This is a genomic window from Jiella soli, from assembly GCF_020615385.1.
GTDB lineage: Bacteria > Pseudomonadota > Alphaproteobacteria > Rhizobiales > Rhizobiaceae > VKMB-3413.
The window spans coordinates 35534-60550 of record NZ_JAJAVB010000023.1; the positions used below are offsets into that span (position 1 = coordinate 35534).

Genomic DNA, 25017 nt, shown 5'->3' on the forward strand with positions numbered 1-25017 from the left:
GATGGCGAATGCTCGCCGACGAAAAAACGAGAGGGATCGATGTACGGTTACGCTTCGGGACTGCCGGCCTTCCTGGCCTATTTCATCCTCGGCCTCATCCTCTATGCGGTGTTCGCCTTCGTCTACGCGGCGATCACGCCGCACAAGGAATTCGCGCTGATCCGCGAGGGCAATATTGCGGGGGTCACCGCCTTCGCTGGGACGGTTCTCGGCTTTTCGCTGCCGCTCGCCTCGGCGGCGGCAAATTCGGTGTCCATCGTCGACTTCGTCATCTGGGCGGTGATCGGGGCGATCGCCCAGTTGCTCGCCTTCTTCGCGGCCTCGGCGATGATGCCGGGCCTGGCCGACCGCATCACCAAGGGCGAGGTTGCGGCCGGCGTCTGGGGTGCCGGGGTCGCGCTCGCCGTCGGCATCCTCAATGCCGCCTGCATGACGTACTGAACAGGAGGAGACGATGCGCAGACGCTTCACCCGCAAGTCGCCGCCGCTGCTGGCGCTCGGGACGATCGCCGCATCCGGCGTGATGCTCTCCGGCTGCGGCGACGACACGCCGCAGGAGGTCGCATATTCGACGCCGCAGGAATGCTCGCAATCGGGCATCGACCTGCAGATCTGCGAGGCCGAATATCAGGAGGCCCTGCAGAAGCATCTGGCCCAGGCGCCGCATTACACGGATCTCAAATCCTGCGAAGCGGCGATCGGCGAGGGCAAGTGCTTCCAGGCGACCGACCCCACGGCGCAGGCCGGCCAGAACTCCGCCGGCCAGACCAGCGGCTCCGGCTCGGGCTTCTTCGTGCCGTTCATGACCGGCTATCTGGTGTCCTCGGCGCTCTCGAACCTGTCGGGATACGGGGCCTATCGGGACTATCGCTCCTCCTCCCGCTATTCGTCGACGCCGATCTATCGCAACCGCGCCGGCGACACGCTGACATCGACGATCTCCGGCGGCCAGCGCACCTCGCGGCCGGTGAACGTCAACACCCGCACGGTCTCGCGCTACGGCTTCGGCGGCCGGTCCTCCTCGCGCGGCTTCTTCGGCGGCTAGATGATGGCGACCAGCTTTCCTCCAGAAAATCGCGGGCCTCCCGATGCGCGCGGAGCCTTGCGTTGAAGCGGATCGATCTGCCCGAGCGGGAGGGATGGCAGGCGGCGGCCGAGGCGGTCGGCTTCGGCTTCCACGAAATGTATGGCGAGCCCTATTGGGTGGACGATGCCGCCTTCGTCTTCTCGCTCGCCGAGATCGAGGAGGCGATCGAGGCGCCCAGCCAGGAACTGCACGAGATGTGCCTCGATCTCGTCGCCGACGTCGTCAAGGACGACGCCGTCCTCGACCGCCTGGCGATTCCCGGCGAGATGCGCGATCTCGTGAAGACCTCCTGGCAGAACGGCGACCGCCATCTCTACGGCCGCTTCGACCTCGCCTATGACGGGACGGGACCCGCCAAGCTTCTCGAATACAATGCCGACACACCGACCGCGATCTTCGAATCCGCCTATTTCCAGTACAATTGGCTGACCGACAATGTCGCGCGCGGGGTGCTGCCCGAGGACGCCGACCAGTTCAATTCGATCCAGGAGAGCCTGGTCGAGGCCTTCGCCGCCTTCCCGACGGAGCCGATCTTCCACTTCGCCGCCTATACCGAGAGCGACGAGGACCGCGGCACCGCGGCCTATCTGATGGACTGCGCGGTGCAGGCCGGCCACCGCGTCAGCCTGCTCGATATCCGCGACATCGGCGTCGACGCCGAGGGCCGCTTCACCGATACCGACGACCGGGTGATCGACCTGTTGTTCAAGCTCTATCCCTGGGAGGACATGCTGCGCGAGCCGTTCGCGCAACATCTTTCGACGGCGGGAGCGATGATCGTCGAGCCGCCCTGGAAGGCGATCCTCTCGAACAAGGGCCTGCTGCCGCTGCTCTGGGACCGCTTCCCCGGCCATCCGAACCTGCTGCCGGCCTATTTCGAGGACGATCCGGGCGCCGCCCGCCTGACCAACGCCGTCAAGAAGCCGCTCTTCTCGCGCGAGGGCGAGAATGTCGTGATCATCGAGAATGGCTTGGTGACCGAGACGGCCGAGGGCGACTACGGCGCCGAGGGCTTCGTGGTCCAGGAACTCACCCGGCTGTTCCAGGCGAACGAGCGCTTCGCCGTGCTCGGCAGCTGGATCGTCGCCGACCGCGCCTGTGGTCTCGGCATTCGCGAGGATGCGAGCCGCATCACCCGCAACCTCTCGCGCTTCATTCCGCACATCATCCTCGAGTGACGGTCGATTGCCTGCGACAGCCCGGCGCGTGGCATCGCAGATGACATCGACGTCCAACGGGAATCGCGGCCGCGTCTTAAGACTTCAAGATGCAATCCGGCTGCGAAGGCGGGCAGGATGCCTTGCGTCCGGCGCCTCAATCAGCCTTCGGCCGGCGATAGCGGATCGTCTCGAACCGCATCGTCGCCAGGTCGATCATCAACAGGCGGCCGATCAGAGGCTCGCCGAAGCGGCAGACGAGCTTGATCGCTTCGGTGGCGGCGAGCGTCCCGAGGACGCCGGTGGTGACGCCCAGAATGCCGGCCTCGGCGCATGTCGGCACGAGGTCGGCCGGCGGCGCCTCCGGAAAGAGGTCGCGGTAGCGGGGATTGGGCCGGCCATCGCCGTCCTGAAGATGCGGCGCGAGGACGGTCAGCGATCCGGACAGGCGCTGGACCGCCGCGGTGACGAGCGGAATCCCCGCCGCTTCGCAGAGATCGGCCATGGCGTAGCGGGTGGCGAAATTGTCCGAACCGTCGATGGCGAGATCGTAGCCCCGGATCACCTCCGGCCCGTTCTCAAGGTCGATCCGCAGCGGGTGCGGCACGATCCGCACATGCGGGTTCAGCGCCCGCACCGCGTCCGCCGCGCTGTCGAGCTTCGGCCGGCCGACATCCCCGGTGCCATGGAGCACCTGGCGCTGGAGGTTCGACAACGACACGACGTCGTCATCGGCAATGCCGATCGTCCCGACGCCCGCCGCCGCCAGATAGAGGACCACCGGCGAGCCGAGGCCGCCCGCGCCGATCACCAGGATCTTCGCCCGCTTCAGCGCCTGCTGGCCCGCCCCGCCCACCTCCGGCAGGACGATGTGGCGGGCGTAGCGTTCGACTTCGCCCGGTTCGAAGATGGTCTCGCTCATCGACAGGATCCTGCGTGTCACGCCGCGTCCGGCCCGACCCGACCGCCGCTCACCTTGAGCATCTGGGCCCGGTCCCCGAGCGCGTCAAAGAGCGAGGCGTCGGTTCCGGTCATGAAGGCCTGCACGCCGAGCGCGCCGAGAAGGTCGAAGAGGGCGGCCCGGCGGCCCGGATCGAGATGGGCCGCGACCTCGTCGAGGAGGAGGATCGGCGGCAGGCCGGAGACGGCGGCCGTCAGCCGCGCATGGGCGAGCACCAGGCCGATCAGAAGCGCCTTCTGCTCGCCGGTCGAGGCAAGCGCTGCCGGCATCGCCTTTTCCGCATGCGTGACCTGGAGATCGGCCCGGTGCGCGCCTTCGCGCGTGCGCCCGGCGGCGCGGTCGACATGGCGCGCCGCGCGAAGGCGCTGACGCACCTCGTCCTCCGCATCGACCGCCGCTCCGCCGAGTTCCAGCGCCTCGTAGCCGGAGGCGAGTTCCAGCCGCGCGACCGGAAAGGGACTGTCCGCCGCGGCCTTGTGGATCATGTCTTCCATCATCCGCACGAACTCGGCTCGCGCCAGCGCCATGGCGACGCCGAGTTCGGCCATCTGCGCCTCGAGCCCGGAGAGCCAGGAATCGTCGAGCCGGCCTTCGGTGAGGAGCCGGTTGCGCGAGCGCATCGCCCGCTCGAAATCGCTGGCCCGCCGTCCATGGGCCGGGTCGACGGCAAGCACCATGCGGTCGAGGAAACGTCGGCGGTCACCGGCCGGCCCGGTGAAGAGGCCGTCCATCGCCGGCGTCAACCAGAGGACGCGAAGAAGGTCGAGGAGTTCCTCGCTGGTCCGCGCGGCGGTCTCGTCGATCTTGACGGTTCGTGACCCAAGGCCCGAAGGATCGGGGCGGATTTGGCTGACGATGTCGGAAGGCGTGTCGTTCGAGACGATCGCGGCGCGCAGGAAGAAGCCGCCGCTGCCGCCCTGCCGCACCATGTCGCCATAGGTCGCGCGCCTGAGGCCACGGCCCGGCGAAAGCAGCGACAGCGCTTCCAGGAGATTGGTCTTGCCGGCGCCATTGTCGCCGAAAAAGGCGACGAAGGAGCTCTCGAACCGTAGCGCGATTTCGGCATAATTGCGGAAATCGCCGAGCCGCAGCGACGTCACGCGCACGGCCGCCGGGTGCGGTGGATCTGTGTCGATGTCGGTCTCGTTGCGGGGGCGCTCGGACAAAGCGAGGGTGCGGGTCAGACCCGCATCGGCATCAGGACGTAGAGCGTCGCGTCGTCGCCGCCGTCCTTGATCAGCGTCGGGGAACCCGGATCGGCCAGCATGAAGATCGCGCTCTCGCCGGAGAGCTGGCTGGTGATGTCGAGGAGGTAGCGCGCGTTGAAGCCGATCTCGATGTCGTCCGAATCGTAGCCGACGGCGAGCTCCTCGGTCGCGGTACCGGAGTCCGGCGAATTCACCGTGAGGACGAGCTGCGAATCGGTGAGCGCCAGCTTCACCGCCCGGCCGCGCTCGGACGAGATCGTCGAGACGCGGTCGACGGCGGCGGCGAAATCCTGCCGGTCGAGCGTCAGCGCCTTGTCGTTGTTCTGCGGGATGACGCGCTGATAGTCCGGGAAGGTGCCGTCGATCAGCTTGGAAGTCATCACCACGTCGCCGATGGTGAAGCGGATCTTGGAGTCCGACAGTTCGACCTTCACCTCGGCGTCGTCGGCGCAGTCGCCGAGGAGCTTCTGGACCTCGCCCACGGTCTTGCGCGGCACGATGATGCCCGGCATGCCCTCCGAGCCCGCCGGCGCGTCCATCTCGGCGCGGGCGAGGCGGTGGCCGTCGGTCGCCACCGCCCTCAGGCGCAGCTCCGACCCGGCCTCGATCGTGTGCAGAAAGATGCCGTTCAGATAGTAGCGCGTCTCCTCGGTGGAGATCGCGAATTGGGTGCGCTCGATCAGCCGCTCGAGCTCGCCGGCCTTGATCGTGAAGCCATGCGTCAGCGTGCCGGCGGTGATGTCCGGGAAGTCGGATTCGGGCAGGCATTGCAGTCGGAAGTTCGACCGGCCCGAGGAGACCGTCATCTGCGTGCCCTCGCCATTGGTGGCGAGCTTGACCTCGGAGCCGTCCGGCAGCTTGCGGACGATGTCGTAGAGGAGATGCGCCGGCACGGTGGTGGCGCCGGCCTGTTCGCCGGTCGCCGGAACGCTCTCGGTGATCTCGATGTCGAGGTCCGTCGCCTTCAGCCTGAGCGCATCGTCCTCGGTGCGCACGAGGACGTTCGACAGGATCGGAATGGTGTTGCGGCGCTCCACGACGCGATGAACGTGAGCGAGCGACTTCAGAAGGTTGGACCGTTCGATAATGATACGCATGACTGAAGGCCGTTTGGTTCGGTGCGGGGCGCCGTCCCGCGCGGCGCCGGATACCGGGTTCGTCGTTCTTAGAGATTGCGGCCCGGCTTGGGAAGGCAAAACCGGCGAAACCCGCCCCGCTGAAGCGCAGCCGTTGGCCGCCGACGGTCTCAGACCGCCTCCCGGGCCGCCTTCGGCTGGAACCCGAGCCGCGGCGCCCGCGCAGTCGGGCAGGGCGCGGGCCGGGACCCGGCGCTGAGGGGAGGCGGGCCCGCCTCCTATTCCTCGATCATCCGCCGGATGATGTCGAGTTCCTCGGAGAACTTCTCGTCCTTCGCCCGCTCGCCTTCGATCTTGCGCACCGCGTGGAGGACGGTCGTATGGTCGCGCCCGCCGAAGCGCCGGCCGATCTCGGGCAGCGAGCGCGGCGTCATCGTCTTGGCGAGGTACATGGCGATCTGCCGCGGCCGGACGATCGTCTTGGTCCGGCGGGCCGACAGAAGGTCGGTGCGGGTCACGTTGTAGTGCCGCGAGACGAACTTCAGGATGTCCTCGATCCGGACGCGCCGCTCGCCCCCCGCCCGGTTCAGCTGGTTCAGGAGGTCGTCGAGATGCTCCGGCGAGAGCGGCTGGCCGAGCGAATGGCGAAAGGCGATCTGGTTGAAGGCGCCCTCGATGTCGCGCCCGGACCCGGCGACCCGGCGCGCGATCGTCTCCAGCATCCGCTCCGGCATGGAGAAGGAGGGATCCTCGGCGCGCATCGCGGCCGCCCGGCTTTCGATAATCGCCCGGCGCAGGTCGTAGTCCGGATTGGCGATCTCCAGCGTGATGCCGTTGGCGAGCCGCGAGCGGACGCGGGGATCCAGCGATTCCAGCTCCGTCGCCGGCCGGTCGGCGGCGCAGATCACCTGCCGCGCCGAATCGATCAGCGCGTTGAGGAGATGGCAGAACTCCTGCTGGATCGACTTGCCCTGGAGAAACTGCGTGTCGTCGATGATCAGGATGTCGATGCCGCGCAGCGTCTCCTTCAGGTCGAGCGCGCGGTTGTCGCGGATGGCGGTGGCAAAGCGCCACATGAAATATTCCGCCGTCAGATAGACGACGCGCGGCCGGTCGGGGCGGCGCACCGCGGCATTGGCGATCGCCTGCAACAGATGCGTCTTGCCGAGCCCGACGGCGGCATGGATGAACAGCGGATTGAAGCGCACCGATTGCGGGCCGTTCTCGGCGATCGCCCGTCCGGCGGCGAGCGCCACGCGGTTGGAGGCGCCCTCCACGAAGGTCTCGAAGACGTAGCGCCCGTCGAGCGGTGAACCGAAATCGGGCGTGCTCTGGGCGGGCAGGGCGAAGCCGGCGGCCTGGGCTCTCGTCGGCTCGCCGCGCGAGGCGGAGGGGGCGGTCTCCGCCGCCGGGGTGGCGCGCGCCATGGAAGGATCTTCGGCGCGGCCGGCGACGCGGCTGCGGCGGATGGTCACTCCGCCGCCGCGAACGGCACTGCGGATGGAGATGTCGACGCGCAGGGTCCCCGGCACCTCGGCTTGGAAAATCTCGGTCAGAAGGTCCTGATAGTGCGACTGGATCCAGCTGCGCAGGAAGGCGGTCGGCACGGACACCTGGCACACGCCCTTGCCGACGGAGTCCACCTTCATGCGCTGGAACCAGCTCGCAAAGATGTCCTGGCCGAGTTGCGCCTTCAGTCGCGCATTAACCCGGTCCATCAGCTCCGCAGTGCTGTCGCTGCTCTCCATGTCAGTGTCTGCCCCGATGCCAAAATTGTCTGTCGTCCCGCTGCCGGCCGGCGCGAGACTCTTCGAATGTGCCAGTGCCCCGGCGGGTGCGACGGCCGAGATCATTTTCATCGCTGCACCCAGGGCAGGCCCTCGGCCTTCCAGCCGCCGCGCGACCCGCGGTGTCCGGTCTCGTCGAGCGGCCCCTCGAAGCCGTCGAGCACGTTGAAGCAATTTTCGTAGCCGGCCGCGGTCAGCGCTGCGGCGCTCGCCATCGAGCGCACGCCCGATCGGCAGAGAAAGAAGATCGGCGAAGATTGGTTGCCGCCGCTCTCGGCGATGCGCTTGGCCAGCGTCTCGGCGAAATGCGGGTCGACGGTCATCGAGGGGAAGCTTTGCCATTCCATCAGCACAGGCGCCTTGCCCAGCGACGACAATTCGGGAATGCCGACATAGGTCCATTCCGGAACGGTACGGACATCCACAAGAACGGCATCGGGCGTCTCGGCGAGCGTCGACCAGCATTGCCGGACACCGACATCGCCCTTGTATCCTGCGCTCATCGTAGAGATCTCCGAGGTTACGCTGTAGTCAGCAAAAGAAGTCCGCCCGAGTTCTCCGAGAACTCGGTGGAAAATCTAAAGATGGACTGAAAAAAGCTTGGGAAGCTAAGTGCGGCCGTGGAAACTGACCGAGTGCGGTTCGAGGGCTCGTGTTCTCAAACTGTGGGAATACGTGGCTCGATCCGGCACTTCATCTTTCTCCGCACTTTTCGTTCCGGGAAAATACGAAACGACCTCCACCACGGCAAGCCGAGTCCGGCCAGAATTGTCCCAGGAGGAGACGATGTGTGGCGGACTCGTCATGCGAGCATGAGGCAGGGGCGCCGAAAAGGCAGCAAATGCCGGGGTATGGGCCAGACCGGCTACCGGCGGGGCTCGAAAATTTTATAAATGAACAAATTTTTCCGCGGCCCGCTTGACTCCGGGCTTCCCGAAAATTCGGTTAGCCGGCAGACCGATGGTGCTCAGTGACCTTCTGTAAATCACTGAAAAACATGATTTAACCCGGAACCGCAACTCATAATCGTCGACACGGGGCGTTTGACATGACGACTCAGTGACGTTGCCGGCTAAAAGCATGACGCGATCGCCGGAATCAAAAAAGCCCGGCGAGCCGCCGGGCCTTCTCTTTCCACAATGAAGTCGTATCAGACCGAGCCGATCGCCTGAACGCGATGCGACAGGCGCGAGATCTTCCGGGACGCGGTGTTCTTGTGGAACACGCCCTTCGACGAGGCGCGCATCATTTCCGGCTCGGCAATGCGGAAGGCGGCGAGGGCGGCGTCCTTGTCGCCGGCGGCGATCGCCTCCTCGACCTTGCGCAGGAAGGTCCGGACGCGCGAACGCCGTGTTGTGTTCACGGCCGTGCGGCGTGCGATCTTGCGCGTCGCCTTCTTGGCCGAAGGGGTATTGGCCATGCTTGGTCTCTTTCTGTCAGTCGTATCCGTCAAACGGTGCGTTCGGGGCGCCGCGCGGACCATGCACGAGTCGGCAGCGCAAAAACACGGACGGCGCCCGAAGACGCCGCCTTGATGGCGCGTCTTATAAGAAGGCGAGGCGGGCGCGTCAAGCGATCGTTCGCCCGGACGGCGCCGCGAATGGATTTTCCGGCGCCTAGCGCCTCGCGCGACGGGCCGCCAGGACGGCGGCCTCCTCGTCAGCGGTTGCGGAACTGCGGGCTGCGCTTCTGGATGAATGCTTCCATGCCCTCGGAGCGATCTTCCGTGGCGAAGGTGGAGTGGAACAGCCGCCGCTCGAAGCGCAGCCCCTCGGCAAGCGGCGTCTCGAAGGCCTGATTGACGGCCTCCTTGACCATCATGACCGCCGGCAGGGAGAAGTCGGCGATCTTCTCGGCTGCGCGCAGCGCCTCCTCGATCAAATCGGTGGCCGGAACGACACGGGCGACGAGGCCGCAGCGCTCGGCTTCCGCGGCATCCATCAAGCGCCCGGTGAGACAGAGATCCATCGTCTTCGCCTTGCCGATCGAGCGGGCGAGGCGCTGCGTGCCACCCATGCCGGGCAAGGTGCCGAGGGTGATCTCCGGCTGGCCGAACTTGGCGTTGTCGGCGGCAATGACGAAGTCGCACATCAGCGCCACCTCGCAGCCGCCGCCGAGCGCGTAGCCCGCGACCGCCGCGATCGTCGGCTTGCGGAAGCTTCCGAGCGCCTGCCAGTCCGCCCAAAGGTCCGACTGGTAGGCCTCGGAGAAGCCCATCTCGTGCATGTCCTTCACGTCGGCGCCGGCGGCGAAGGCCTTTTCCGAGCCGGTGATGACGACGGCGCCGATCTTGGCGTCGCCCCCGAGGCCGGCGAGCGCCTGGACGACCTCGCGCATCATCTGGATCGAAAGCGCGTTCATCGCCTTCGGCCGGTTGAGGGTGATCAGTCCGACGCGGCCGCGCGTCTCGACCTTGATCGTGTCGTAAGCCATGGCGGTCCCACGTCAAGAATTGCCGCGCCGCGGGGGGCGCCTTGCCGCCATGAGTGGCGCATCGGGGTCGCAAACGCAATCCGGCGCCCCAAACGGGCCCTTCCCGGTGCGGCCGGCTGATAGGATGGCCCTGCCGCCGCCTCAGCGTTGGCAGACCGGGCAGAAGAAGGTCGAGCGGCCGGACTGGACGATCCGCTTCACGATGCCGCGGCAGGTTTCGTGCCGGCAGGGTTCGTCCTCCCGGTCGTAGACGGCGAAGGAATGCTGGAAATAGCCGAGCGAGCCGTCGGCCTGGCGATAGTCGCGTAAGGACGAACCGCCGGCCGCGATCGCGTCGGCGATCGTCTCGCGAATGTGGATTGCAAGGTCTGCGAGCCGCCGGGTCGGCGCCCCGTCACGTTTTACCAGCGTGCCCGCCGCCCGGCGCGGCGAGAGACGCGCCCGCCACAACGCTTCGCAGACATAGATATTGCCGAGCCCGGCGATGATCCGCTGGTCGAGGAGCACCGCCTTCAAGGGCGCCGCGCGGCCGGCAAAGAGCGGCGCCAGTGCCTCGCCCGAAAGCGCATTGCCGGTCGGCTCGATGCCGAGCCCGCGAAAATGCGGATGCGTCGACAGCTCCGCCCGCGCGAAGAGGGTCATGTAGCCGAAGCGGCGCGGATCGTTGAAGATCACCGTCGCCGGAGTTCCGTCGGGGTCGACGACGTCGAACAGCACGTGGTCGTGCAGCCGGGCGATGCCGCGCGGATGCACGAAAGCGCCGGGCTGGCTGGAGCCGGCCTCCCGCTCGATACGAAACGAGCCGGACATGCCGAGATGCATGGCGAGCACCTCGCCGCCGTCGATGTCGGCGATCAGATATTTCGCCCGCCGAGACAGGCTCTCGATGCGCCGTCCGGCGAGGCGTTCGGCGAAGCGGTCGGGCAGCGGAAAGCGCAGATCTGGCCGCGACAAGGTGACGGCCTCGATCGTGGCACCCTCGAGAATCGGCAGAAGCCCGCGTCGAACGGTCTCTACCTCTGGCAATTCCGGCATTTTCGCTTAAGTCCTTCATCCGCGGGAGCGCGTCGGCCGCCTTGCGGAACCGCCGTCTTCTGCCGAGTGCCGAGCCTTTGACGGCTCGTTTCTCCCTATATCCGCATCGATAAGGTGCGATGCAACGAAGGTTGAAGTGATGTCGCAGACCCGCGTAACCGGCGCCGACGCGATGGAGACCGCCTACGGCTATGCGACCGTGGGGGGAGGCGAAGAGAAGCAGGAGCGCGTCAACGCCGTCTTCCACCGCGTCGCCGAGCGCTACGACCTGATGAACGATCTGATGTCGGGCGGGATGCATCGCTTGTGGAAGAACGCGATGGTGGCTTGGCTGAGCCCGCCGCACAGCCCCAACTACCGCTTCGTTGACGTTGCCGGCGGCACCGGCGACGTCGCCTTCCGCATCGTCGAGGCCTCGCGCCGCCGGGCAAAGGGCACGGTGGTCGACATCAACGCCTCGATGCTGGGTGTCGGGGCCGAGCGCGCGGCCAAGCGCCGGCTCGACCAGAACCTCGTCTTCGTCGAGAACAATGCCGAGTCGCTGAAGTTCGACGATGCCAGCTTCGACGCCTACACCATCGCCTTCGGCATCAGGAACGTCCCGCGCATCCAGGTGGCGCTGAGCGAGGCCTTCCGCGTTTTGAAGCCGGGCGGCCGCTTCATGTGCCTGGAATTCTCCGAGGTCGACATGCCGATCCTCGACCGCATCTACGAGGCCTGGTCCTTCAAGGCGATCCCGCGCATCGGCGAGACCGTCGCACGCGACCGCGAATCCTACGAATATCTCGTCGAATCCATCCGCCGCTTCCCCAACCAGGAAAATTTCGCATCGGCAATCCGCGAGGCCGGATTCGAGCGCGTCGACTATCGCAACCTGTCTGGGGGCATCGCGGCGATCCATTCCGGTTGGAAGCTCTGAGACGACTGGGCAACTGAGCTTTGGCCAATCCCGTTTATGGTACGGTCGCCCTCATACGGGCGATATATGTTCTGGCGCGCGAAGGCGTCATCGCGTCCTTCCCGGCTGAGGGGCTCCCGGCGGGGCCGGCATTCCTGCATGCGCTGTCGCGGTTCGTAGCACGCGGCTCGGCCGAGGAAAGGGCCAGTTCCGACAATCTGTCGCGCGCCCTGCATCGCCTCGGCCCCTCCTATGTGAAGCTCGGCCAGTTCCTGGCGACGCGGCCCGACATCGTCGGCCCGCAGATCGCCCGGGCCCTCGGCTCCCTGCAGGACAAGGTGCCGCCGTTTCCGCGCGCGCAGGCGGTCGCCGAGATCGAGACGACGCTCGGCCGCAAGGTCGAGGACCTCTTCATCGATCTCGGCGAGGTGATCGGCGCGGCCTCGATCGCGCAGGTCTACAAGGCGCGGATCCGCAATCCGGACGGCAGCGAGCGGGTGGCGGCGGTCAAGGTGATCCGGCCGGGGATAAGGGGGCGGTTCCGACGCGAGCTGGAGGCCTTCGCCTTCATCGCCAGATTCTTCGAGCGCTTCGTGCGGTCCTCGCGGCGCCTTCGCCCGGTCGCGATCGTCGAGACGCTGGCGCAGTCGACGAAGATCGAGATGGATCTTCGCCTCGAAGCCGCAGCCGCCTCCGAGATGGCCGACAACACCGTCGACGATCCCGATTTCCGGGTCCCCAAGATCGACTGGGAGCGGACCGGGCGCGACGTCCTCACCATGGAATGGATCGAGGGCATCAAGATGAACGACGTGGCCGCCGTCGCCTCGGCCGGCCACGACCTGAAGCAGCTCGGCGTCAAGGTCGTCCAGTCGTTCCTGCGCCATGCCATGCGCGACGGCTTCTTCCATGCCGACATGCATCAGGGCAATCTTTTCGTTGCGCCTGACGGAGCGATCGTTGCGGTCGACCTCGGCATCGTCGGAAGGTTGTCGGACAATTCGAAGCGCTTCCTCGCCGAGATCCTCTACGGCTTCATCCGGCGCGACTACCGGCGGGTCGCCGAGCTGCATTTCGAGGCCGGATACGTGCCGCGCAACCAGGACGTGGCGAGCTTCGCCCAGGCGCTGCGGGCGATCGGCGAGCCGATCTACGGCCAACCCGCCGAGACGATCTCGATGGGCCATCTCCTGTCGCTGCTGTTCGAGGTGACCGAGCTCTTCGACATGGAGACCCGGCCGGAACTGATCCTCTTGCAGAAGACCATGGTGGTGGTCGAAGGCGTCGCGCGGACCTACGACCCGAAGTTCAACATGTGGGTCGCGGCCGAGCCCGTCGTCTCCGACTACATCATGAACGAGCTCGGACCGGCGGCGAAGCTGCGCGATGCCAGGCAGGGGCTCGATGCGCTGTTGCGGCTCGTTCGCAAGGCGCCGGATTTCGCGGTGGGTCTCGACGTCCTCGCCTCGCAGCTGCCGGAGCTGATCGAGAACGGGCTGCGGCTCAACGACGATACGCTGGTCGAACTGGTCAAGGATTCCAAGACCTCCATCGTACTCGGCCATATCGAGCGCTGGGTGATCGCCGCGGCTTTGGTGGCGATCGCCGGGACGCTGTTCTTCGGCTGAGCCAAGGGACTTCCCGAGGAAGAACGAACCGTCGCCGCCGGCACGAATGTCGCACAGCCGCCGGGGCCGGTTCCGCCGCCACCGCGTCGTTGCCCGGCCGCGCCTCTCCGCATAGATAGGAAGACGAGGCGGCTTCGGCCGCGCAAGATCTTGCGAGGCAGCCATGGCGAGCCTGACCATTTCCGATGTTCCCGACGAGGCCCTGCATCGGCTGGAAGAGATCGCGCGCCTGAACGGGCGCACCGTGGAAGAGGAGGCTAGGGGCCTTCTGACGGCGAGGGTGTCCGAGGCCCAGCCACGCCAGCCCGAGCAGACGCGCGGCGACATATTCTTGAAAGATCAGTCCCGGCGCTCTCCCGAGGAGCAGGAGAGGGTCATGAAGCGGTTCCAATCTCTTGGCCGAAAGCTCGGTGAGCCCTTCGACCAAAAGGCATTCACCGACGAACTCTGGAGCTTTGTCGAGGAATGATCGTCGTCGATACCTCGGCCATCCCCGCATGAGCATCCTTTCCGGCAAGCGCATCCTCCTCGTCGTCGGCGGCGGCATCGCTGCCTACAAGTCGCTCGACCTCGTCCGCCGCTTAAGAGAGCGCGGCGCCACCGTGACGCCGGTGATGACCGCGGCGGCGGCGCATTTTGTAACGCCGCTTTCGGTCGGCGCGCTTTCGGCTTCGAAGGTCTTCACCGACCTCTTCGACCGCGAGGACGAGCACGATGTCGGCCACATCCGCCTCGCGCGCGGGGCCGACGCGATCCTTGTCGCGCCGGCGACCGCCGACTTCATGGCGCGGGCAGCGGCCGGCCGGGCCGACGATCTCGCCACGGCGATCCTGCTCGCCACCCGGGCGCCGGTCCTGATGGCGCCGGCGATGAACCCGGCGATGTGGGCGCATCCGGCGACGCGCCGCAATCTCGCGCGCCTTGAAGCCGACGGCGTCCGCTTCGTCGGGCCGAATGCCGGCGAGATGGCCGAGGCCGGCGAGGCGGGGGCCGGGCGCATGGCGGAACCGCTGGAGATCGTCGCGGCCGCCGAGGTTCTGTTCGACGCCGGGCACAAGCCGCTGGCAGGCCGCCGGGCGGTGGTCACGTCCGGTCCGACGCACGAGCCGATCGACCCGGTGCGCTACATCGCCAACCGCTCTTCCGGCCGGCAGGGCCATGCGCTCGCCGAGGCGCTGGCGGCACTCGGCGCGGAGGTGACGCTGGTCTCCGGGCCGGTGGCGATCGCCGATCCCCCCGGCGTGACGGTGCATCACGTCGAGACGGCGCGGGAGATGCTCGCGGCGGTCGAGAAGGCGATGCCGGCCGATATCGCGGTCTTCGTCGCCGCCGTCGCGGACTGGCGCGTCACGAGCGAAAGCGGGGCGAAGATCAAGAAGGACGCGGGCGGGCCGCCGACGCTCTCCCTCGCCGAGAATCCCGACATCCTCTCGACCATCGGCCATGCACCGGACCGGCCGAAGCTGGTTGTCGGATTTGCGGCGGAGACCGACGCACTCCTCGACAATGCCAGGGTCAAGCTCGACCGCAAGGGCGCGGACGCGATCGTCGCCAACGACGTCTCGCCAACGGCCGGCGTCATGGGTGGGACGGAGAACACCGTCCATATCGTTACCCGCGAGGGCGTCGAGGACTGGCCGAAGCTGGGCAAGACGGACGTCGCAAGGCGCCTCGGCGATTGGATCGCGGCGCGGCTCGCCCAATTGGAGGCGCAATGACCGCCCCGACGATCCGCATTGCGCGCCTGCCGCATGGCGCCGATATCGCGCTGCCCTCCTATGCCACGGAGGGGGCGGCGGGCGCCGATCTTCGCGCCGCGATATCCGAGGAGCTGACGCTCGCGCCGGGCGCGCGCGCCCTGGTGCCGACCGGTCTCGTCTTCGAGATCCCGCAGGGCTACGAGGTGCAGGTGCGGCCGCGTTCCGGCCTCGCCGCCCGGCACGGCGTCACCGTTCTCAACACGCCCGGCACGATCGATAGCGACTATCGCGGCGAGGTCATGGTGCTTCTCGTCAATCTGTCTGGCGAGGCATACACGCTGGCGCCCGGCGACCGGATCGCCCAGATGGTCGTGGCGCCGGTGGTCCGCGCCGCGTTCGAAGAGGCGGCGGACCTTTCCGCCAGCCAGCGCGGGGCGGGCGGCTTCGGCTCGACCGGCAGCGGCTGACTGGGTGTGAGCGGCGCGGTCTCGTAGGTGCGGCTCAACGCGCGTCGACGAGCGCGATCGGCCGGTGAGCCGAGCGGGGCTGGAAATGACCGCGCCCGCCCGCCGCGATCGAGGTGATCGTGCAGCGATTTCGTCCGTCTTGCTTGGAGCGGTAGAGATTGGCGTCGGCGACGGCGTAGATCCTGTCGAAGGACTGAGGCGTGCGCAGGAAAGCCCCGCCGATCGAGACCGAGAGCTGGGCGCTGTTGGCGCCCTGCCCGACGACCAGCCGGTTGATCGCCTGGCGCAGGCGCTCGGCGACGGCCATGCCCTGTTCGGGATCGGTGCAGGGCAGCGACACGACGAATTCCTCTCCGCCGAGGCGGCCGACCGCGTCAGTGCCGCGCACCGACCGGTGAAGCGTCGCGGCGATCTTCTTCAGTGCCTGATCGCCCACCGGATGGCCCAGGCGGTCGTTGATCCGCTTGAAGTGATCGGCGTCGACGATGAGGACCAGAAGCCCCATCTCGGTCTGGCCGACCAGCCCGTGGATATGCCGCCGGATCTTGCGGTCGAAGCCCTGCCGGTTGAGGACGCCGGTCAAGCGGTCGGTCGTCGCGACGCGCTGCAGGCCGTCATTGTCCGTCATTAGCGAGGACATGCGCACCGAGAGGAAGATCAGATAGGGGACGGCGCTGGCGAGCGGGATTCCCAGCGCCAGAAGCAGGGCGCTCAGGAGGACGTCCTGGCCGTATGACTGGAAGGTGGCGAAGGTGAAGGCCACCGAGGCGAGCGTGACCACCGCCACGAGCAGCATGAACTCGCCGCAGGCGTCCTTGATGAATGTGAAATGGCGGTTCATGGTCTAACTCCACCGGCTATTGCCGTCGTTCCGGCGCGTCACCTGTCCCTTTCGGCGAGTGTCGCGGAATCAACCCAAGAAACGATTGACGGATTTGCGGACAATTGAGCAATCCTGATTTTTCTGGACCGTGTGGCGCCCTTGCGCGCCGGAAATGGAACGCTGTTTCACATCGCGCCACGGCTTTGGCATTTCCCGCCTCAACGCTCGCGACATCATGACCTAAATTGACGCTGACGACGGAAAAGGGCGCTCGCAGACCGGGTGCCGAACAGGAGGACGCTCATGGATACGTCTGCCAACCAGAACCAGGCCCGCACGAAGGGCCGCGGCAAGATCTACGATTCCATCGTCGATACGATCGGCGATACCCCGATCGTGCGGCTGAACAAGCTGGCCCGTGAGAAGGGGGTGAAGGCCAATCTTCTCGCCAAGCTCGAATTCTTCAATCCGATCGCCAGCGTGAAGGACCGTATCGGCGTCGCGATGATCGAGAAGCTCGAGGCGGACGGCCGCATCACCCCGGGCAAGACGACGCTGGTCGAGCCGACCTCGGGCAATACCGGCATCGCGCTCGCCTTCGCCGCGGCGGCCAAGGGCTACCGGCTGATCCTGACCATGCCCGAGACGATGTCGATCGAGCGGCGAAAGATGCTGCGCCTGCTCGGCGCCGACCTCGTCCTGACGGAAGGGCCGAAGGGCATGAAGGGCGCCATCGCCAAGGCCGAGGAACTGATCGCCGAGATCCCGGATTCGGTGATGCCGCAGCAGTTCGAGAACCCGGCCAATCCGGAGATCCACCGGGTCACGACGGCCGAGGAGATCTGGAACGACACCGCCGGCGGGATCGACGTCCTCGTCGCGGGGATCGGCACGGGCGGCACCATCACCGGCGCCGGCCAGGTGCTCAAATCACGAAAGCCTGGCCTCAAGGTCGTCGCGGTCGAGCCGGAGGCTTCGCACGTCCTGTCGGGCGGCGACCCCGGTCCGCACAAGATCCAGGGCATCGGCGCGGGCTTCGCCCCGGCGATCCTCGACCGGGACATCTATGACGAGGTCGTCCAGGTCTCTAATGAGGAATCCTTCGAACTGGCCCGGCTCGTCGCCCGGCTGGAAGGCGTGCCGGTCGGCATCTCCTCCGGCGCGGCGCTCGCCGCGGCGATCAAGGTCGGCCAGCGCGAGGGGATGGAGGGCAAGAACATCGTCGTCATCATCCCGTCCTTCGCCGAGCGCTATCTGTCGACCGCCCTGTTCGACGGCCTTACGTCCGAACCCGGGGCCTAGCGGACCGAGTCCGGCAATCGCCGGACTTACCGCACGGGGCGGGCCGCTGGCCGAACCCCTGCGCCAGAAGCGACGGCCGGGAGAGGCTCTCCCGGCCTTCCCGGCCGGGCGCTGCCGCGCCGTCGCAAGCACCGCCTGGAGGACATGGATCTCTTCGCCCTCTCCGAGCGCATGATGGGAATGGACGGACGGGCCTGGGCGCGCCATGCCAATCCATGGAGCGTGTGGACCCGCGTCGCGATCCTCCCGCTCTTCACCCTCGCCGTCTTCAGCCGGGCCTGGATCGGCTGGTGGGCATTGGCGCCGCTGACGGCGGTCGCGCTCTTCGCCTTCGTCAATCCGCGGCTGTTTCCGCCTCCTGAATCCCTCGACAATTGGGCCTCGAAGGGAACGCTCGGCGAGCGCGTCTTCCTTTCGCGCCGGCATGAGCCGATCCCCGGACATCATCGCCGGGCGGCAGCGATCCTCACCGCCGTCTCCATTATCGGGGCAATGATCCTCACCTATGGCCTGGTCGCCCTGAAGGCCTGGCCCACGCTCTTCGGCCTCGTCATGGCGTCCGGCGGCAAGCTCTGGTTCGTGGACCGCATGGTCTGGCTCTACGATGACTGGCTTCGCGCTGATCCGGGCCGGGCCATCGGCGACGTCCCGCGGCGTCGGGAGGACCCCAGCCGGGGAGCGCCCCGCGGGCGGCTATAGCCGGAATCGCGGGCGGCACCCACGCGCAACCTGCAAACCGCCCGGACGGTCTGGCCGGTTTGCCGTTGCAGCCGATGATAGACTTGTTATTCTTCCCATACGTCAAGAACGATCCTGCGGCCGGATCGCCGGGATTGTGGACAGGCCGTTCGAACCGGCCGTTCGAAGGGGAGGAGGCAAGACATGCCGGCGATCAGACCACTCGCGATTGCGGCCCTCGCCGCGATCCTTCTGCCGGTGGTCGCCTTCGCCGGTGATTTTCGTCTCGGTCGCGAGCATTACAGCCATTCCCGGTTCGAGCCGCTGATCACCTTTTCCGGCGTGGTCACCAAGGGCGACCGCGACAAGCTCGCGGCACTGATCAAGCAGATCTGCGCCGGCAAGGATTGCGACATTGAGAATGTCTCGGCGATCGTGAGCTTCGACAGTCCCGGCGGGAGTTTCAGCGAGGGCATCGCGCTCGCCGAGGCTATCCGCGAGGCCAATGTCGCGACCGTGGTGGAAGACGGCAAGGTCTGCCTCTCGGCCTGCGCGCTCGCCTGGCTTGGCGGTTCCGGCTTCCACGCCACCGGCGGCGTCGGCACCTATATCGACCGCACCATCGAGCCGGGAGCCAGGATCGGCTTCCATTCCCCCTACATCTCGGCGCAGGCGATGGCGGCGCTCGCGCCGGAGGAAAGGCTCGGCATCCAGGCGAACGGGCTGCGGACCGGCATCTCCGCCCTCGTCCGCTTCCTCACAGTCTTCGGTGTCGCGCCGCAGGTGATCGACCGGATCGTCGGCATGGGGCCGGATCAGGTGATGTCGCTCGACACCATCGCAGACCTCGTCGCCTTTCGCGCCGAGTTTCCCCCGGCCCCGGTCGAAACCCTTGGCCTCGGCCGCGAGGCGATCACCTGGAACGTCTGCACCAAGCTGATCGCGCTATACTACAATATGAGCCTGGCAGATCCGAACAATCTGGAACGTCGATATGGCGAGGCCGACAGCAAGGCGGAGGCAGGCGAGACCTATCTCGGCTATCGCGTCGACGACCGGCCGCTGAACACCTCGTTCTGCGGCGCGCTGGCGAGCGAGGCGATCCCCTCGCCGCAATTCTCGATCTCCGTCGCGCGGATGGCCTGGAAGGCCGATGTCAGCGACACCTTCACCCAGCCCTTCGTCCACTTCGTCTTCGCGCAGGACGGCTGGAACCAGGCCGGCTACAATGGCGGCCAGGCCGCGCAGAGCACGCTGCGGCTGACCCCTATGCTCTCCTGGCTCCTGCCGAACGAGATGCGGATCGCCGATCTGCCGCAGGCGGCGCGTCTCGCCATGCGGAACGACAAGGCGGGCATCGCGCTGCCGTCCCAGCCTTCGCCTTCGGAGCCTTCGGAGCCTTCGGAGCCTGCGGCCGTCGAGCGGCCGTCCGAGCCAGTCTCGACCCTCCTGTCGCGGTTCAGCGCGGCCCTCGTGTCCGACGCCGACCCGCTGCAGAATGCCGTTGGGCGCCGAACCTATCGCTTCGGCGATCTCGACGTCGAGGTTGAGGTCGGCGCGCCGGCGCTGCTTGATGCCGAGGCCGCGCGGCGGGATGCAGAACCGCGCGGACGGATCACCTATCGCAAGGAGTTCGCCGACGCCTTCGTCTATTCCGGGCTCGAGGCGGACCGGCGCTCCGGCTACTACAATCTCGCCCTCGGCGATAGCGATGCGGCGGCGATCGTGCGGATGCACTTCCCGGTCGGCCGCGACGGCCGCGCTTCGCCCGCAGCGCAAAAGGCGATCGGGCGCATCGCCTGCACCGCGCGGTTCGGGCAAGCGGGGCTCCCCTGTGCGAAGAAGTGAGGCCTTCGCGATGGCGGCGGCAAGTTCGGGCGGGCCGCTTTCGCTCTGCGGATTCCACTCCCGGTTCATGGCGGGACGACGGAGCAACGATCAGCGAAGGGCGAGAGCGCGGCTGGCTTGGGCGCGGCGCATCGGCGCGCGGTCCCTCCGATGGCCATGTCTCGGCCCGATCCTCATTCTTGCCGTCATGGCCTTCAGTGGGCTCCACTCCGCCGCTGCGGCCGACGGGCCGGACGCCGCGAAGGAGATCCGGCAGGCGCTCGACCGGACGCTGATCGACGTCTTCACCAGCGGCTGCATCGGCGCCGACCAGAACAGCCCCTATTCCGTCAGCTTCTACGGCCTGCCGCTCGCCGATCCGCATTTCAGCGGCAATGACCGCAGCCGGCTGAACAGCCTCGTGCTCTCGGCGATCAACGGCACCGAGGCCAAGCTGAATGTCAGCCCGGTGGAAAATGCCGGGGCGCTTGCGCCGATCTCCAGTGGCGGCGAAGCCGACCGGGAGGCGCTCGCCCGGGCCCTGTCGCAACTTGGCACCTCCACCCTGCCGATGGTCTTGAAGGCCACGCGGCCGACGCCTGAGACGGCGCGGCTCGAACTCGTCGTCTTCGCCCGGGACGGCTCCGGCGCCTATCGCTGCAGCCGAAGCGTCACGCAGAGCGTTGGCCTTGCCGACCTGGGGCCGGCGGATTCCGCGGTCTCATCCACCGACTTCGTCACGCTGGACGGCGCCTACCGGTTGGCGCTGGGCGATATGGCGCCGCTTTTCGCAGATCTGGACACTCTTCGGCTGGAGACGTCCGTGCCGCAGACCTGCGCCTTTTTCGACCGGGCGGCGGACCGGTTCCAGGACGCCTATTACAGGAGCGGCACGCTCGACTTCGGCGCGGGCCGCACCGTCGGCAGGCTGCCGGCGCTGGCGGCTCCGCAAGCGGACGACCGGTCGAAAGCTGGCGGCGAGACGGACGCGCTGCTGTCGCTTCGCTTCACCGTGCCGTCCGACACGCCTGGGGCGCTCGACCTTCTCGTCACGTTCCTGAAAGACAAGCGGCTGCATTATCGCCGGAGCTATCAGGTAGCGACGGACGGCGCCTCGCTGGAGACCTGCACGGCACCGCCGGCGTGCGTGGAGCGCGGGGAGATCGTCGACTTTTCGGTCGGCCCGGCGCTGACCCGGACCGGCGACAAGCTGTCGGTGCGAGCCTCGGTGCGTCAATGCCAGCCGGTCTTCTTCGCGGTTGCGGGCGGCCGCGCGACGCCCATCCCGCTTCAGATCTTCGACCTGTTGCCGGGTCCCGACGGTACGACGATCTATCGTGCCGACCCGGAGACGCGGCATGCGCTCATCATCGAGGAGAGCGATCCGATCGGAGCGCATCGGCTCGGCCTGATCTGCTCGAGCTGCACGCCGGAGCCGGCCCGCGAGGTGCTCGGCCGCTGGCTCTCGACGATCCGCGACGATCTCGCCGGCGACGCGCCGGACCCCATCGCGAAAATGCCGGACGGCGTCGGCTACGCGATCGGAACATTCGAGAAACGGCAGTGAAGAGGATTCTGATGAAGACTACCGGCGTCTCAGGACGGATCGGCCCGGCGGGGCGCACGCGCCTTCTCGGCGGGCTCTTCCTCGCGGCAATCCTCGTTCCGCAAGCTGCGATCGGGCAGGGGATATCGCTCGACAGCTTCGAATTCGAGTCGATCGCACCCTCCGCGACCGGCGAGGCAAAACCTGCACCCAGTCCGCAGGCCAGCGTACCCGCGGCGGCGCCCGATCTCAGCGATTGCCTGGTGAGCGCCGGTTCTGCCTGCGGCGGCTCGGCGCAGAAGGCTGCCCGTTCCTTTTCGCTCGACGATCTGCAGAATCTCGGCGTCATCGCCAACGAGCCCGAGCCGCCGGCCCTGGCGGTCGTCGGCACGTCGCAGCAGGAACTCGCGAGGGCCGAGGCGGAAAGGGCGGAAAAGCGCGCCGAGCCGCTGCCCTCGATCGATGTCGAGGTGCTGTTCGCCTATAACGATGCCCAGCCGCTCCCCTCCGAGCGCTGGAAGATCGACGAACTCGCGCGCGCAATGGCCGATCCGCGTCTCGTGGGCAAGCGCTTCGTCCTGATGGGCCATACGGATGCGGCCGGCGGAGACGCCTACAATCTCGAACTCTCACGCCGCCGCTCGGAGGCGCTCGCCTTCGCGCTCGAACGGGCTTCCGGCCTTTCGCCGGACCGCTTCATCACCGCCGGCCGCGGCGAACGCGACCTGAAGAATCCGCTCGACCCGGATTCGCCGGAGAATCGACGGGTGCAGATCGTCCTTCTCGACCGTTGAGTTCCGATCCGCCGCGCCGGCAGCTCGCTCCTCCTCAGCCTCGTCCGGCGAGGATCGCGAGCGCCTCGCCGGCGTCGATCCGACCGTCATAGAGGGCGCGGCCGGAGATCGCGCCCTCCAGCTCCTGCGCGTCCGGCATGGTCAGGCGCACCACGTCGGCGATCGAGGCGAGGCCGCCGGAGGCGATCACCGGGATCGAGACCGCCTCGGCGAGGTCGATGGTCGCATCCCAGTTGATGCCCGCCAGGACGCCGTCGCGGTCGATATCGGTATAGACGATGGCGGCGACGCCGGCGTCCTCGAAGCGTCGCGCGAGATCGACGGCGGTGAGTTCCGAGGTCTCGGCCCAGCCCTCGACCGCGACCTTGCCGCCCTTGGCGTCGATGCCGACGGCGATCCTGCCGGGAAAGCGCTTCGCCGCATCCTTCACCAGATCGGGATCGCGCACCGCGACCGTCCCGAGGATCACCCGCGACAACCCTTTGTCCAGCCAGCGCGCGACATCGTCCATCGTGCGGATACCGCCGCCAAGCTGGACCTTCATCGTGTCGCCGACGGCGGCAAGGATCGCATCGACCGCGTCGCCGTTCACGGCGCGGCCGGCAAAGGCCCCGTCGAGGTCGACGACATGGAGATGGGTGAAGCCGGCGTCCCGGAACGCACGCGCCTGGCCCGCCGGATCAGCGTTGTAGACCGTCGCCTGGTCCATCAGGCCGAGCTTCAGGCGCACGCAGGCGCCGCCCTTCAGATCGATCGCGGGATAGAGGATCATCGCCTGCGCCAGCCTCAGTTCATGAAAAGCCGGATCCGAGGGGCCGGCCACAGAGCCGGTGGTCTCTCACAGATGCCGCCCGAGGAAAAGCCTCGGGCGGTGGCGGTAGCACGCGAAAAAGGAAGGCCGGCAGCCTTCGCGGTCTTATCGGGAAGGCTCAGCGTTCGCTGTCGGTCGGCCCGTCGATCCGGCTGGGCGAGACCGGATCGGAGGCGGGAAAGGTCTCGTCGAGCGCCTCGTCCAGTTCCTCGTCGTCTTCGTCGGCCGGCCGCTCCGCTTCGGTGGCGGGTCGCTTCTTGGGGGCGTCGGCCTCGGACGCCATGCCGCCGGTCTTGCGCGGGTCGGGATTCATGGCGTCGTCGAGAGCCCTGTCGTCGAGCGTCTTCATGGGTCTGCTCCATGTTGGGTGGTCATGGACAGAACGAAGGCGGTCAACGCCGGTTCCGAAGGAGGGGCGCGACCGTGAGGCGGTTTCGTTGGTCGGGCAGGGCGCCGGTCAGGCCGGCCGCCGCACCAGCGCCGAGGCGAGGCCCGCCCCGATCAGGCACAGGCCGCCGGTCCGGCCCATCGCACGCAGGATCGAGGGTCGGCGGGCGAGACGCCGTGCGCCGGCCGCGAGCCGGGCATAGAGCGCGGCGTTGACGATGCCGAGCGCCACGAAACTGGCGACGAAGATGGCGGCCTGCGGCAGGAACGGCCGGTCATGCGCGATGAACTGCGGCACGAAGGCGGCGAAGAAGACGATGCCCTTGGGGTTGAAGAGGGTGACGAGGAACGCGTCCCGGAAGACCTTGCGCGGTGTGCCCTGCCGCGGATCGCCGGCCGTTTCGGTGAAGTCCGGCGGGTTGCGCCACAGCTTCACGCCCATGAAGACGAGATAGGCGGCGCCCAGCCATTTGAGGATCACGAAGGCCGTGGCCGAGGCCGCGAGAAGGGCGCCGACCCCCGCAAGCGACAGGCTCGCGGCAATCAGGTCGCCGAGCCCCACTCCGAGGACGCTGGCGAGCGCCACCACCCGGCCATGCGCCAGCGCCTGGCCGACCACCATGACCACGGTCGGGCCGGGAATCACGAGAAGGATTGCCGTCGCAAGGACGAAGGCGGCGAGGGTTGCGGGATCGACGGGCATGGCGAGGCCTCCAAGAACGGACGTCGAACGCCAGCAATCCACGGATGGGCGCCGTTGTCGAGTGCCTTCGGACGACCGTGATTTCCGACCGAGGGGAGGGCCGTCGCCGCTGCCGCCGGTCGACCGAGGCGTCGTGTCCTTCGGCTGCGCCGGATGAGGCTTCGTGCTAACATCCCCGTGTGGAGCAACCAATCGAAGCGGTCGACGATGAGCGATGCTGCCGTGCGTCACTGGTCAGCAGACGAATTTCTTCGGTGGCAGGAGGGCCGGGAGGGGCTTTACGAACTGGTCGGTGGTGTCCCGGTCAAGATGATGACCGGGCCGAGCGCGCGGCACGATAATATCGTGCTGAACGTTTTGGGCGAGCTCCGTGTCCGACTTCGCAGCAAGCCGTGCAAGCCTTTCACCGCAGACTTTTGCGTCCAGACGCTTCCAGGCCAGATCAGAAGGACCGATGCCGGCGTCGACTGCGATCAGGTTGACCCTGATGCGTTGATCGCGCCCGAGCCGCCGCATCCGATCGTCATGGCCGCTGCCATCCACCGTCGCCGCATCGTCGATTTCCTCCCTGACCGGACCGCCCCTTTCCACAGGGTGACGCGACGGTATGTCATGCGCAAGAATTCGTGGTAGCGGCATGGCGGCAGACCGGCGACCATAGCGTTGCAGCGGCCCTTCGCCGCGGCCATTCCTGCGCGGCAGCCCGGCC

Annotated in this window: 26 protein-coding genes; 14 read left to right on the forward strand and 12 right to left on the reverse strand. The window is 67.4% G+C overall.

Features of this window, described 5'->3' with window-relative positions; translation table 11 throughout:
• Positions 1-39 precede the first annotated feature (39 nt).
• The 3 genes from LH400_RS13310 to LH400_RS13320 all read left to right on the forward strand — a co-directional run bounded on the left by LH400_RS13310 (position 40) and on the right by LH400_RS13320 (position 2265).
• A complete protein-coding gene (locus LH400_RS13310) occupies positions 40-441 on the forward strand; it encodes a DUF350 domain-containing protein (protein WP_229153219.1) in 402 nt (133 codons plus the stop codon).
• A gap of 13 nt (positions 442-454) precedes the next feature.
• Positions 455-1045 (forward strand): DUF1190 domain-containing protein, encoded by a 591-nt coding sequence (locus tag LH400_RS13315; protein WP_229153220.1) that lies wholly within the window; start codon positions 455-457, stop codon positions 1043-1045.
• Positions 1046-1107: 62 nt separating this feature from the next.
• Positions 1108-2265 carry a glutathionylspermidine synthase family protein gene (locus tag LH400_RS13320; RefSeq protein ID WP_229153221.1) on the forward strand — a complete coding sequence of 386 codons (1158 nt, stop codon included), beginning with the start codon at positions 1108-1110 and terminating at the stop codon, positions 2263-2265.
• Between the two features lie 136 nt (positions 2266-2401).
• Here LH400_RS13320 and LH400_RS13325 read toward each other — a convergent pair whose 3' ends face one another.
• The 8 genes from LH400_RS13325 to mutM form a co-directional block, all read right to left on the reverse strand.
• Positions 2402-3166, reverse strand: a complete 765-nt coding sequence (locus LH400_RS13325) for a HesA/MoeB/ThiF family protein (RefSeq protein ID WP_229153222.1) — start codon at positions 3164-3166, stop codon at positions 2402-2404.
• Between the two features lie 17 nt (positions 3167-3183).
• A complete protein-coding gene (recF, locus tag LH400_RS13330; RefSeq protein ID WP_370638388.1) occupies positions 3184-4311 on the reverse strand; it encodes a DNA replication/repair protein RecF in 1128 nt (375 codons plus the stop codon).
• A 74-nt stretch (positions 4312-4385) separates the two neighbouring features.
• Positions 4386-5510, reverse strand: a complete 1125-nt coding sequence (gene dnaN / locus LH400_RS13335; RefSeq protein ID WP_229153224.1) for a DNA polymerase III subunit beta — start codon at positions 5508-5510, stop codon at positions 4386-4388.
• A gap of 257 nt (positions 5511-5767) precedes the next feature.
• Positions 5768-7237 carry a chromosomal replication initiator protein DnaA gene (gene dnaA, locus LH400_RS13340; RefSeq protein ID WP_229153225.1) on the reverse strand — a complete coding sequence of 490 codons (1470 nt, stop codon included), beginning with the start codon at positions 7235-7237 and terminating at the stop codon, positions 5768-5770.
• A 107-nt stretch (positions 7238-7344) separates the two neighbouring features.
• A complete protein-coding gene (locus tag LH400_RS13345) occupies positions 7345-7779 on the reverse strand; it encodes a rhodanese-like domain-containing protein (protein WP_229153226.1) in 435 nt (144 codons plus the stop codon).
• Between the two features lie 647 nt (positions 7780-8426).
• On the reverse strand, positions 8427-8696 hold the full coding sequence (gene rpsT, locus LH400_RS13350; RefSeq protein WP_229153227.1) for a 30S ribosomal protein S20: 270 nt from the start codon (positions 8694-8696) through the stop codon (positions 8427-8429).
• A 239-nt stretch (positions 8697-8935) separates the two neighbouring features.
• Positions 8936-9709, reverse strand: a complete 774-nt coding sequence (locus LH400_RS13355; RefSeq protein ID WP_229153228.1) for an enoyl-CoA hydratase — start codon at positions 9707-9709, stop codon at positions 8936-8938.
• A gap of 141 nt (positions 9710-9850) precedes the next feature.
• Positions 9851-10744 carry a bifunctional DNA-formamidopyrimidine glycosylase/DNA-(apurinic or apyrimidinic site) lyase gene (gene mutM / locus LH400_RS13360; RefSeq protein ID WP_229153229.1) on the reverse strand — a complete coding sequence of 298 codons (894 nt, stop codon included), beginning with the start codon at positions 10742-10744 and terminating at the stop codon, positions 9851-9853.
• Positions 10745-10883: 139 nt separating this feature from the next.
• On the opposite strand from mutM, the gene ubiE reads away from it, so the two are divergent.
• The 5 genes from ubiE to dut all read left to right on the forward strand — a co-directional run bounded on the left by ubiE (position 10884) and on the right by dut (position 15437).
• A complete protein-coding gene (gene ubiE, locus LH400_RS13365; RefSeq protein WP_229153230.1) occupies positions 10884-11663 on the forward strand; it encodes a bifunctional demethylmenaquinone methyltransferase/2-methoxy-6-polyprenyl-1,4-benzoquinol methylase UbiE in 780 nt (259 codons plus the stop codon).
• 20 nt (positions 11664-11683) lie between these two features.
• Positions 11684-13270 (forward strand): 2-polyprenylphenol 6-hydroxylase, encoded by a 1587-nt coding sequence (gene ubiB / locus LH400_RS13370; protein ID WP_229153231.1) that lies wholly within the window; start codon positions 11684-11686, stop codon positions 13268-13270.
• A 163-nt stretch (positions 13271-13433) separates the two neighbouring features.
• On the forward strand, positions 13434-13739 hold the full coding sequence (locus LH400_RS13375; RefSeq protein ID WP_229153232.1) for a FitA-like ribbon-helix-helix domain-containing protein: 306 nt from the start codon (positions 13434-13436) through the stop codon (positions 13737-13739).
• Between the two features lie 28 nt (positions 13740-13767).
• Positions 13768-14988, forward strand: coding sequence for a bifunctional phosphopantothenoylcysteine decarboxylase/phosphopantothenate--cysteine ligase CoaBC (gene coaBC, locus LH400_RS13380; protein ID WP_229153233.1), 1221 nt, complete (start codon positions 13768-13770; stop codon positions 14986-14988).
• On the forward strand, positions 14985-15437 hold the full coding sequence (dut, locus tag LH400_RS13385; RefSeq protein WP_229153234.1) for a dUTP diphosphatase: 453 nt from the start codon (positions 14985-14987) through the stop codon (positions 15435-15437). Before coaBC ends, dut begins: the two co-directional genes overlap by 4 nt.
• 34 nt (positions 15438-15471) lie before the next feature.
• Here dut and LH400_RS13390 read toward each other — a convergent pair whose 3' ends face one another.
• On the reverse strand, positions 15472-16278 hold the full coding sequence (locus tag LH400_RS13390; protein WP_229153235.1) for a GGDEF domain-containing protein: 807 nt from the start codon (positions 16276-16278) through the stop codon (positions 15472-15474).
• A 285-nt stretch (positions 16279-16563) separates the two neighbouring features.
• On the opposite strand from LH400_RS13390, the gene cysK reads away from it, so the two are divergent.
• The 5 genes from cysK (at position 16564) to LH400_RS13415 (ending at position 22407) form a co-directional block, all read left to right on the forward strand.
• Entirely contained in the window at positions 16564-17562 is a 999-nt protein-coding gene (gene cysK, locus LH400_RS13395) for a cysteine synthase A (RefSeq protein ID WP_229153236.1), read from the forward strand.
• Positions 17563-17706: 144 nt separating this feature from the next.
• A complete protein-coding gene (locus LH400_RS13400) occupies positions 17707-18261 on the forward strand; it encodes a DUF6653 family protein (protein ID WP_229153237.1) in 555 nt (184 codons plus the stop codon).
• Between the two features lie 183 nt (positions 18262-18444).
• The gene (locus tag LH400_RS13405) at positions 18445-20088 is read left to right on the forward strand and encodes a hypothetical protein (RefSeq protein WP_229153238.1); all 1644 of its coding nucleotides are present in this window, start codon (positions 18445-18447) and stop codon (positions 20086-20088) included.
• Positions 20089-20275: 187 nt separating this feature from the next.
• On the forward strand, positions 20276-21634 hold the full coding sequence (locus LH400_RS13410) for a hypothetical protein (protein WP_229153239.1): 1359 nt from the start codon (positions 20276-20278) through the stop codon (positions 21632-21634).
• An 11-nt stretch (positions 21635-21645) separates the two neighbouring features.
• Positions 21646-22407 (forward strand): OmpA family protein, encoded by a 762-nt coding sequence (locus tag LH400_RS13415; RefSeq protein ID WP_229153240.1) that lies wholly within the window; start codon positions 21646-21648, stop codon positions 22405-22407.
• Positions 22408-22441: 34 nt separating this feature from the next.
• Here the strand turns inward: LH400_RS13415 and hisA are convergent, their stop codons facing one another.
• From hisA to LH400_RS13430, 3 genes are all read right to left on the reverse strand, one after another.
• Positions 22442-23179, reverse strand: a complete 738-nt coding sequence (gene hisA, locus LH400_RS13420; protein ID WP_229153241.1) for a 1-(5-phosphoribosyl)-5-[(5-phosphoribosylamino)methylideneamino]imidazole-4-carboxamide isomerase — start codon at positions 23177-23179, stop codon at positions 22442-22444.
• A 157-nt stretch (positions 23180-23336) separates the two neighbouring features.
• The gene (locus LH400_RS13425) at positions 23337-23567 is read right to left on the reverse strand and encodes a hypothetical protein (protein WP_229153242.1); all 231 of its coding nucleotides are present in this window, start codon (positions 23565-23567) and stop codon (positions 23337-23339) included.
• Between the two features lie 108 nt (positions 23568-23675).
• Positions 23676-24308: a LysE family translocator gene (locus LH400_RS13430; protein WP_229153243.1), complete on the reverse strand. Its 633-nt coding sequence runs from the start codon at positions 24306-24308 to the stop codon at positions 23676-23678.
• Between the two features lie 207 nt (positions 24309-24515).
• Here LH400_RS13430 and LH400_RS13435 point away from each other — a divergent pair, with 207 nt between their 5' ends.
• Positions 24516-24941, forward strand: a complete 426-nt coding sequence (locus LH400_RS13435) for a Uma2 family endonuclease (RefSeq protein ID WP_229153244.1) — start codon at positions 24516-24518, stop codon at positions 24939-24941.
• The last annotated feature ends 76 nt before the right edge of the window (positions 24942-25017 follow it).

What these genes read in the sequence shown, in the direction of transcription:
- LH400_RS13430 (WP_229153243.1), bottom strand. Translation starts at nt 24,308, where the DNA reads ATGCCCGTCGATCCCGCAACCCTCGCCGCCTTCGTCCTTGCGACGGCA.
- cysK (WP_229153236.1), top strand. Translation starts at nt 16,564, where the DNA reads ATGGATACGTCTGCCAACCAGAACCAGGCCCGCACGAAGGGCCGCGGC.
- LH400_RS13390 (WP_229153235.1), bottom strand. Translation starts at nt 16,278, where the DNA reads ATGAACCGCCATTTCACATTCATCAAGGACGCCTGCGGCGAGTTCATG.
- LH400_RS13405 (WP_229153238.1), top strand. Translation starts at nt 18,445, where the DNA reads ATGCCGGCGATCAGACCACTCGCGATTGCGGCCCTCGCCGCGATCCTT.
- dnaA (WP_229153225.1), bottom strand. Translation starts at nt 7,237, where the DNA reads ATGGAGAGCAGCGACAGCACTGCGGAGCTGATGGACCGGGTTAATGCG.
- LH400_RS13315 (WP_229153220.1), top strand. Translation starts at nt 455, where the DNA reads ATGCGCAGACGCTTCACCCGCAAGTCGCCGCCGCTGCTGGCGCTCGGG.
- LH400_RS13415 (WP_229153240.1), top strand. Translation starts at nt 21,646, where the DNA reads ATGAAGACTACCGGCGTCTCAGGACGGATCGGCCCGGCGGGGCGCACG.
- LH400_RS13410 (WP_229153239.1), top strand. Translation starts at nt 20,276, where the DNA reads ATGGCCTTCAGTGGGCTCCACTCCGCCGCTGCGGCCGACGGGCCGGAC.
- LH400_RS13325 (WP_229153222.1), bottom strand. Translation starts at nt 3,166, where the DNA reads ATGAGCGAGACCATCTTCGAACCGGGCGAAGTCGAACGCTACGCCCGC.
- coaBC (WP_229153233.1), top strand. Translation starts at nt 13,768, where the DNA reads ATGAGCATCCTTTCCGGCAAGCGCATCCTCCTCGTCGTCGGCGGCGGC.
- ubiE (WP_229153230.1), top strand. Translation starts at nt 10,884, where the DNA reads ATGTCGCAGACCCGCGTAACCGGCGCCGACGCGATGGAGACCGCCTAC.
- LH400_RS13400 (WP_229153237.1), top strand. Translation starts at nt 17,707, where the DNA reads ATGGATCTCTTCGCCCTCTCCGAGCGCATGATGGGAATGGACGGACGG.
- LH400_RS13435 (WP_229153244.1), top strand. Translation starts at nt 24,516, where the DNA reads ATGAGCGATGCTGCCGTGCGTCACTGGTCAGCAGACGAATTTCTTCGG.
- LH400_RS13310 (WP_229153219.1), top strand. Translation starts at nt 40, where the DNA reads ATGTACGGTTACGCTTCGGGACTGCCGGCCTTCCTGGCCTATTTCATC.
- rpsT (WP_229153227.1), bottom strand. Translation starts at nt 8,696, where the DNA reads ATGGCCAATACCCCTTCGGCCAAGAAGGCGACGCGCAAGATCGCACGC.
- hisA (WP_229153241.1), bottom strand. Translation starts at nt 23,179, where the DNA reads ATGATCCTCTATCCCGCGATCGATCTGAAGGGCGGCGCCTGCGTGCGC.
- dut (WP_229153234.1), top strand. Translation starts at nt 14,985, where the DNA reads ATGACCGCCCCGACGATCCGCATTGCGCGCCTGCCGCATGGCGCCGAT.
- LH400_RS13355 (WP_229153228.1), bottom strand. Translation starts at nt 9,709, where the DNA reads ATGGCTTACGACACGATCAAGGTCGAGACGCGCGGCCGCGTCGGACTG.
- mutM (WP_229153229.1), bottom strand. Translation starts at nt 10,744, where the DNA reads ATGCCGGAATTGCCAGAGGTAGAGACCGTTCGACGCGGGCTTCTGCCG.
- LH400_RS13425 (WP_229153242.1), bottom strand. Translation starts at nt 23,567, where the DNA reads ATGAAGACGCTCGACGACAGGGCTCTCGACGACGCCATGAATCCCGAC.
- LH400_RS13375 (WP_229153232.1), top strand. Translation starts at nt 13,434, where the DNA reads ATGGCGAGCCTGACCATTTCCGATGTTCCCGACGAGGCCCTGCATCGG.
- LH400_RS13345 (WP_229153226.1), bottom strand. Translation starts at nt 7,779, where the DNA reads ATGAGCGCAGGATACAAGGGCGATGTCGGTGTCCGGCAATGCTGGTCG.
- dnaN (WP_229153224.1), bottom strand. Translation starts at nt 5,510, where the DNA reads ATGCGTATCATTATCGAACGGTCCAACCTTCTGAAGTCGCTCGCTCAC.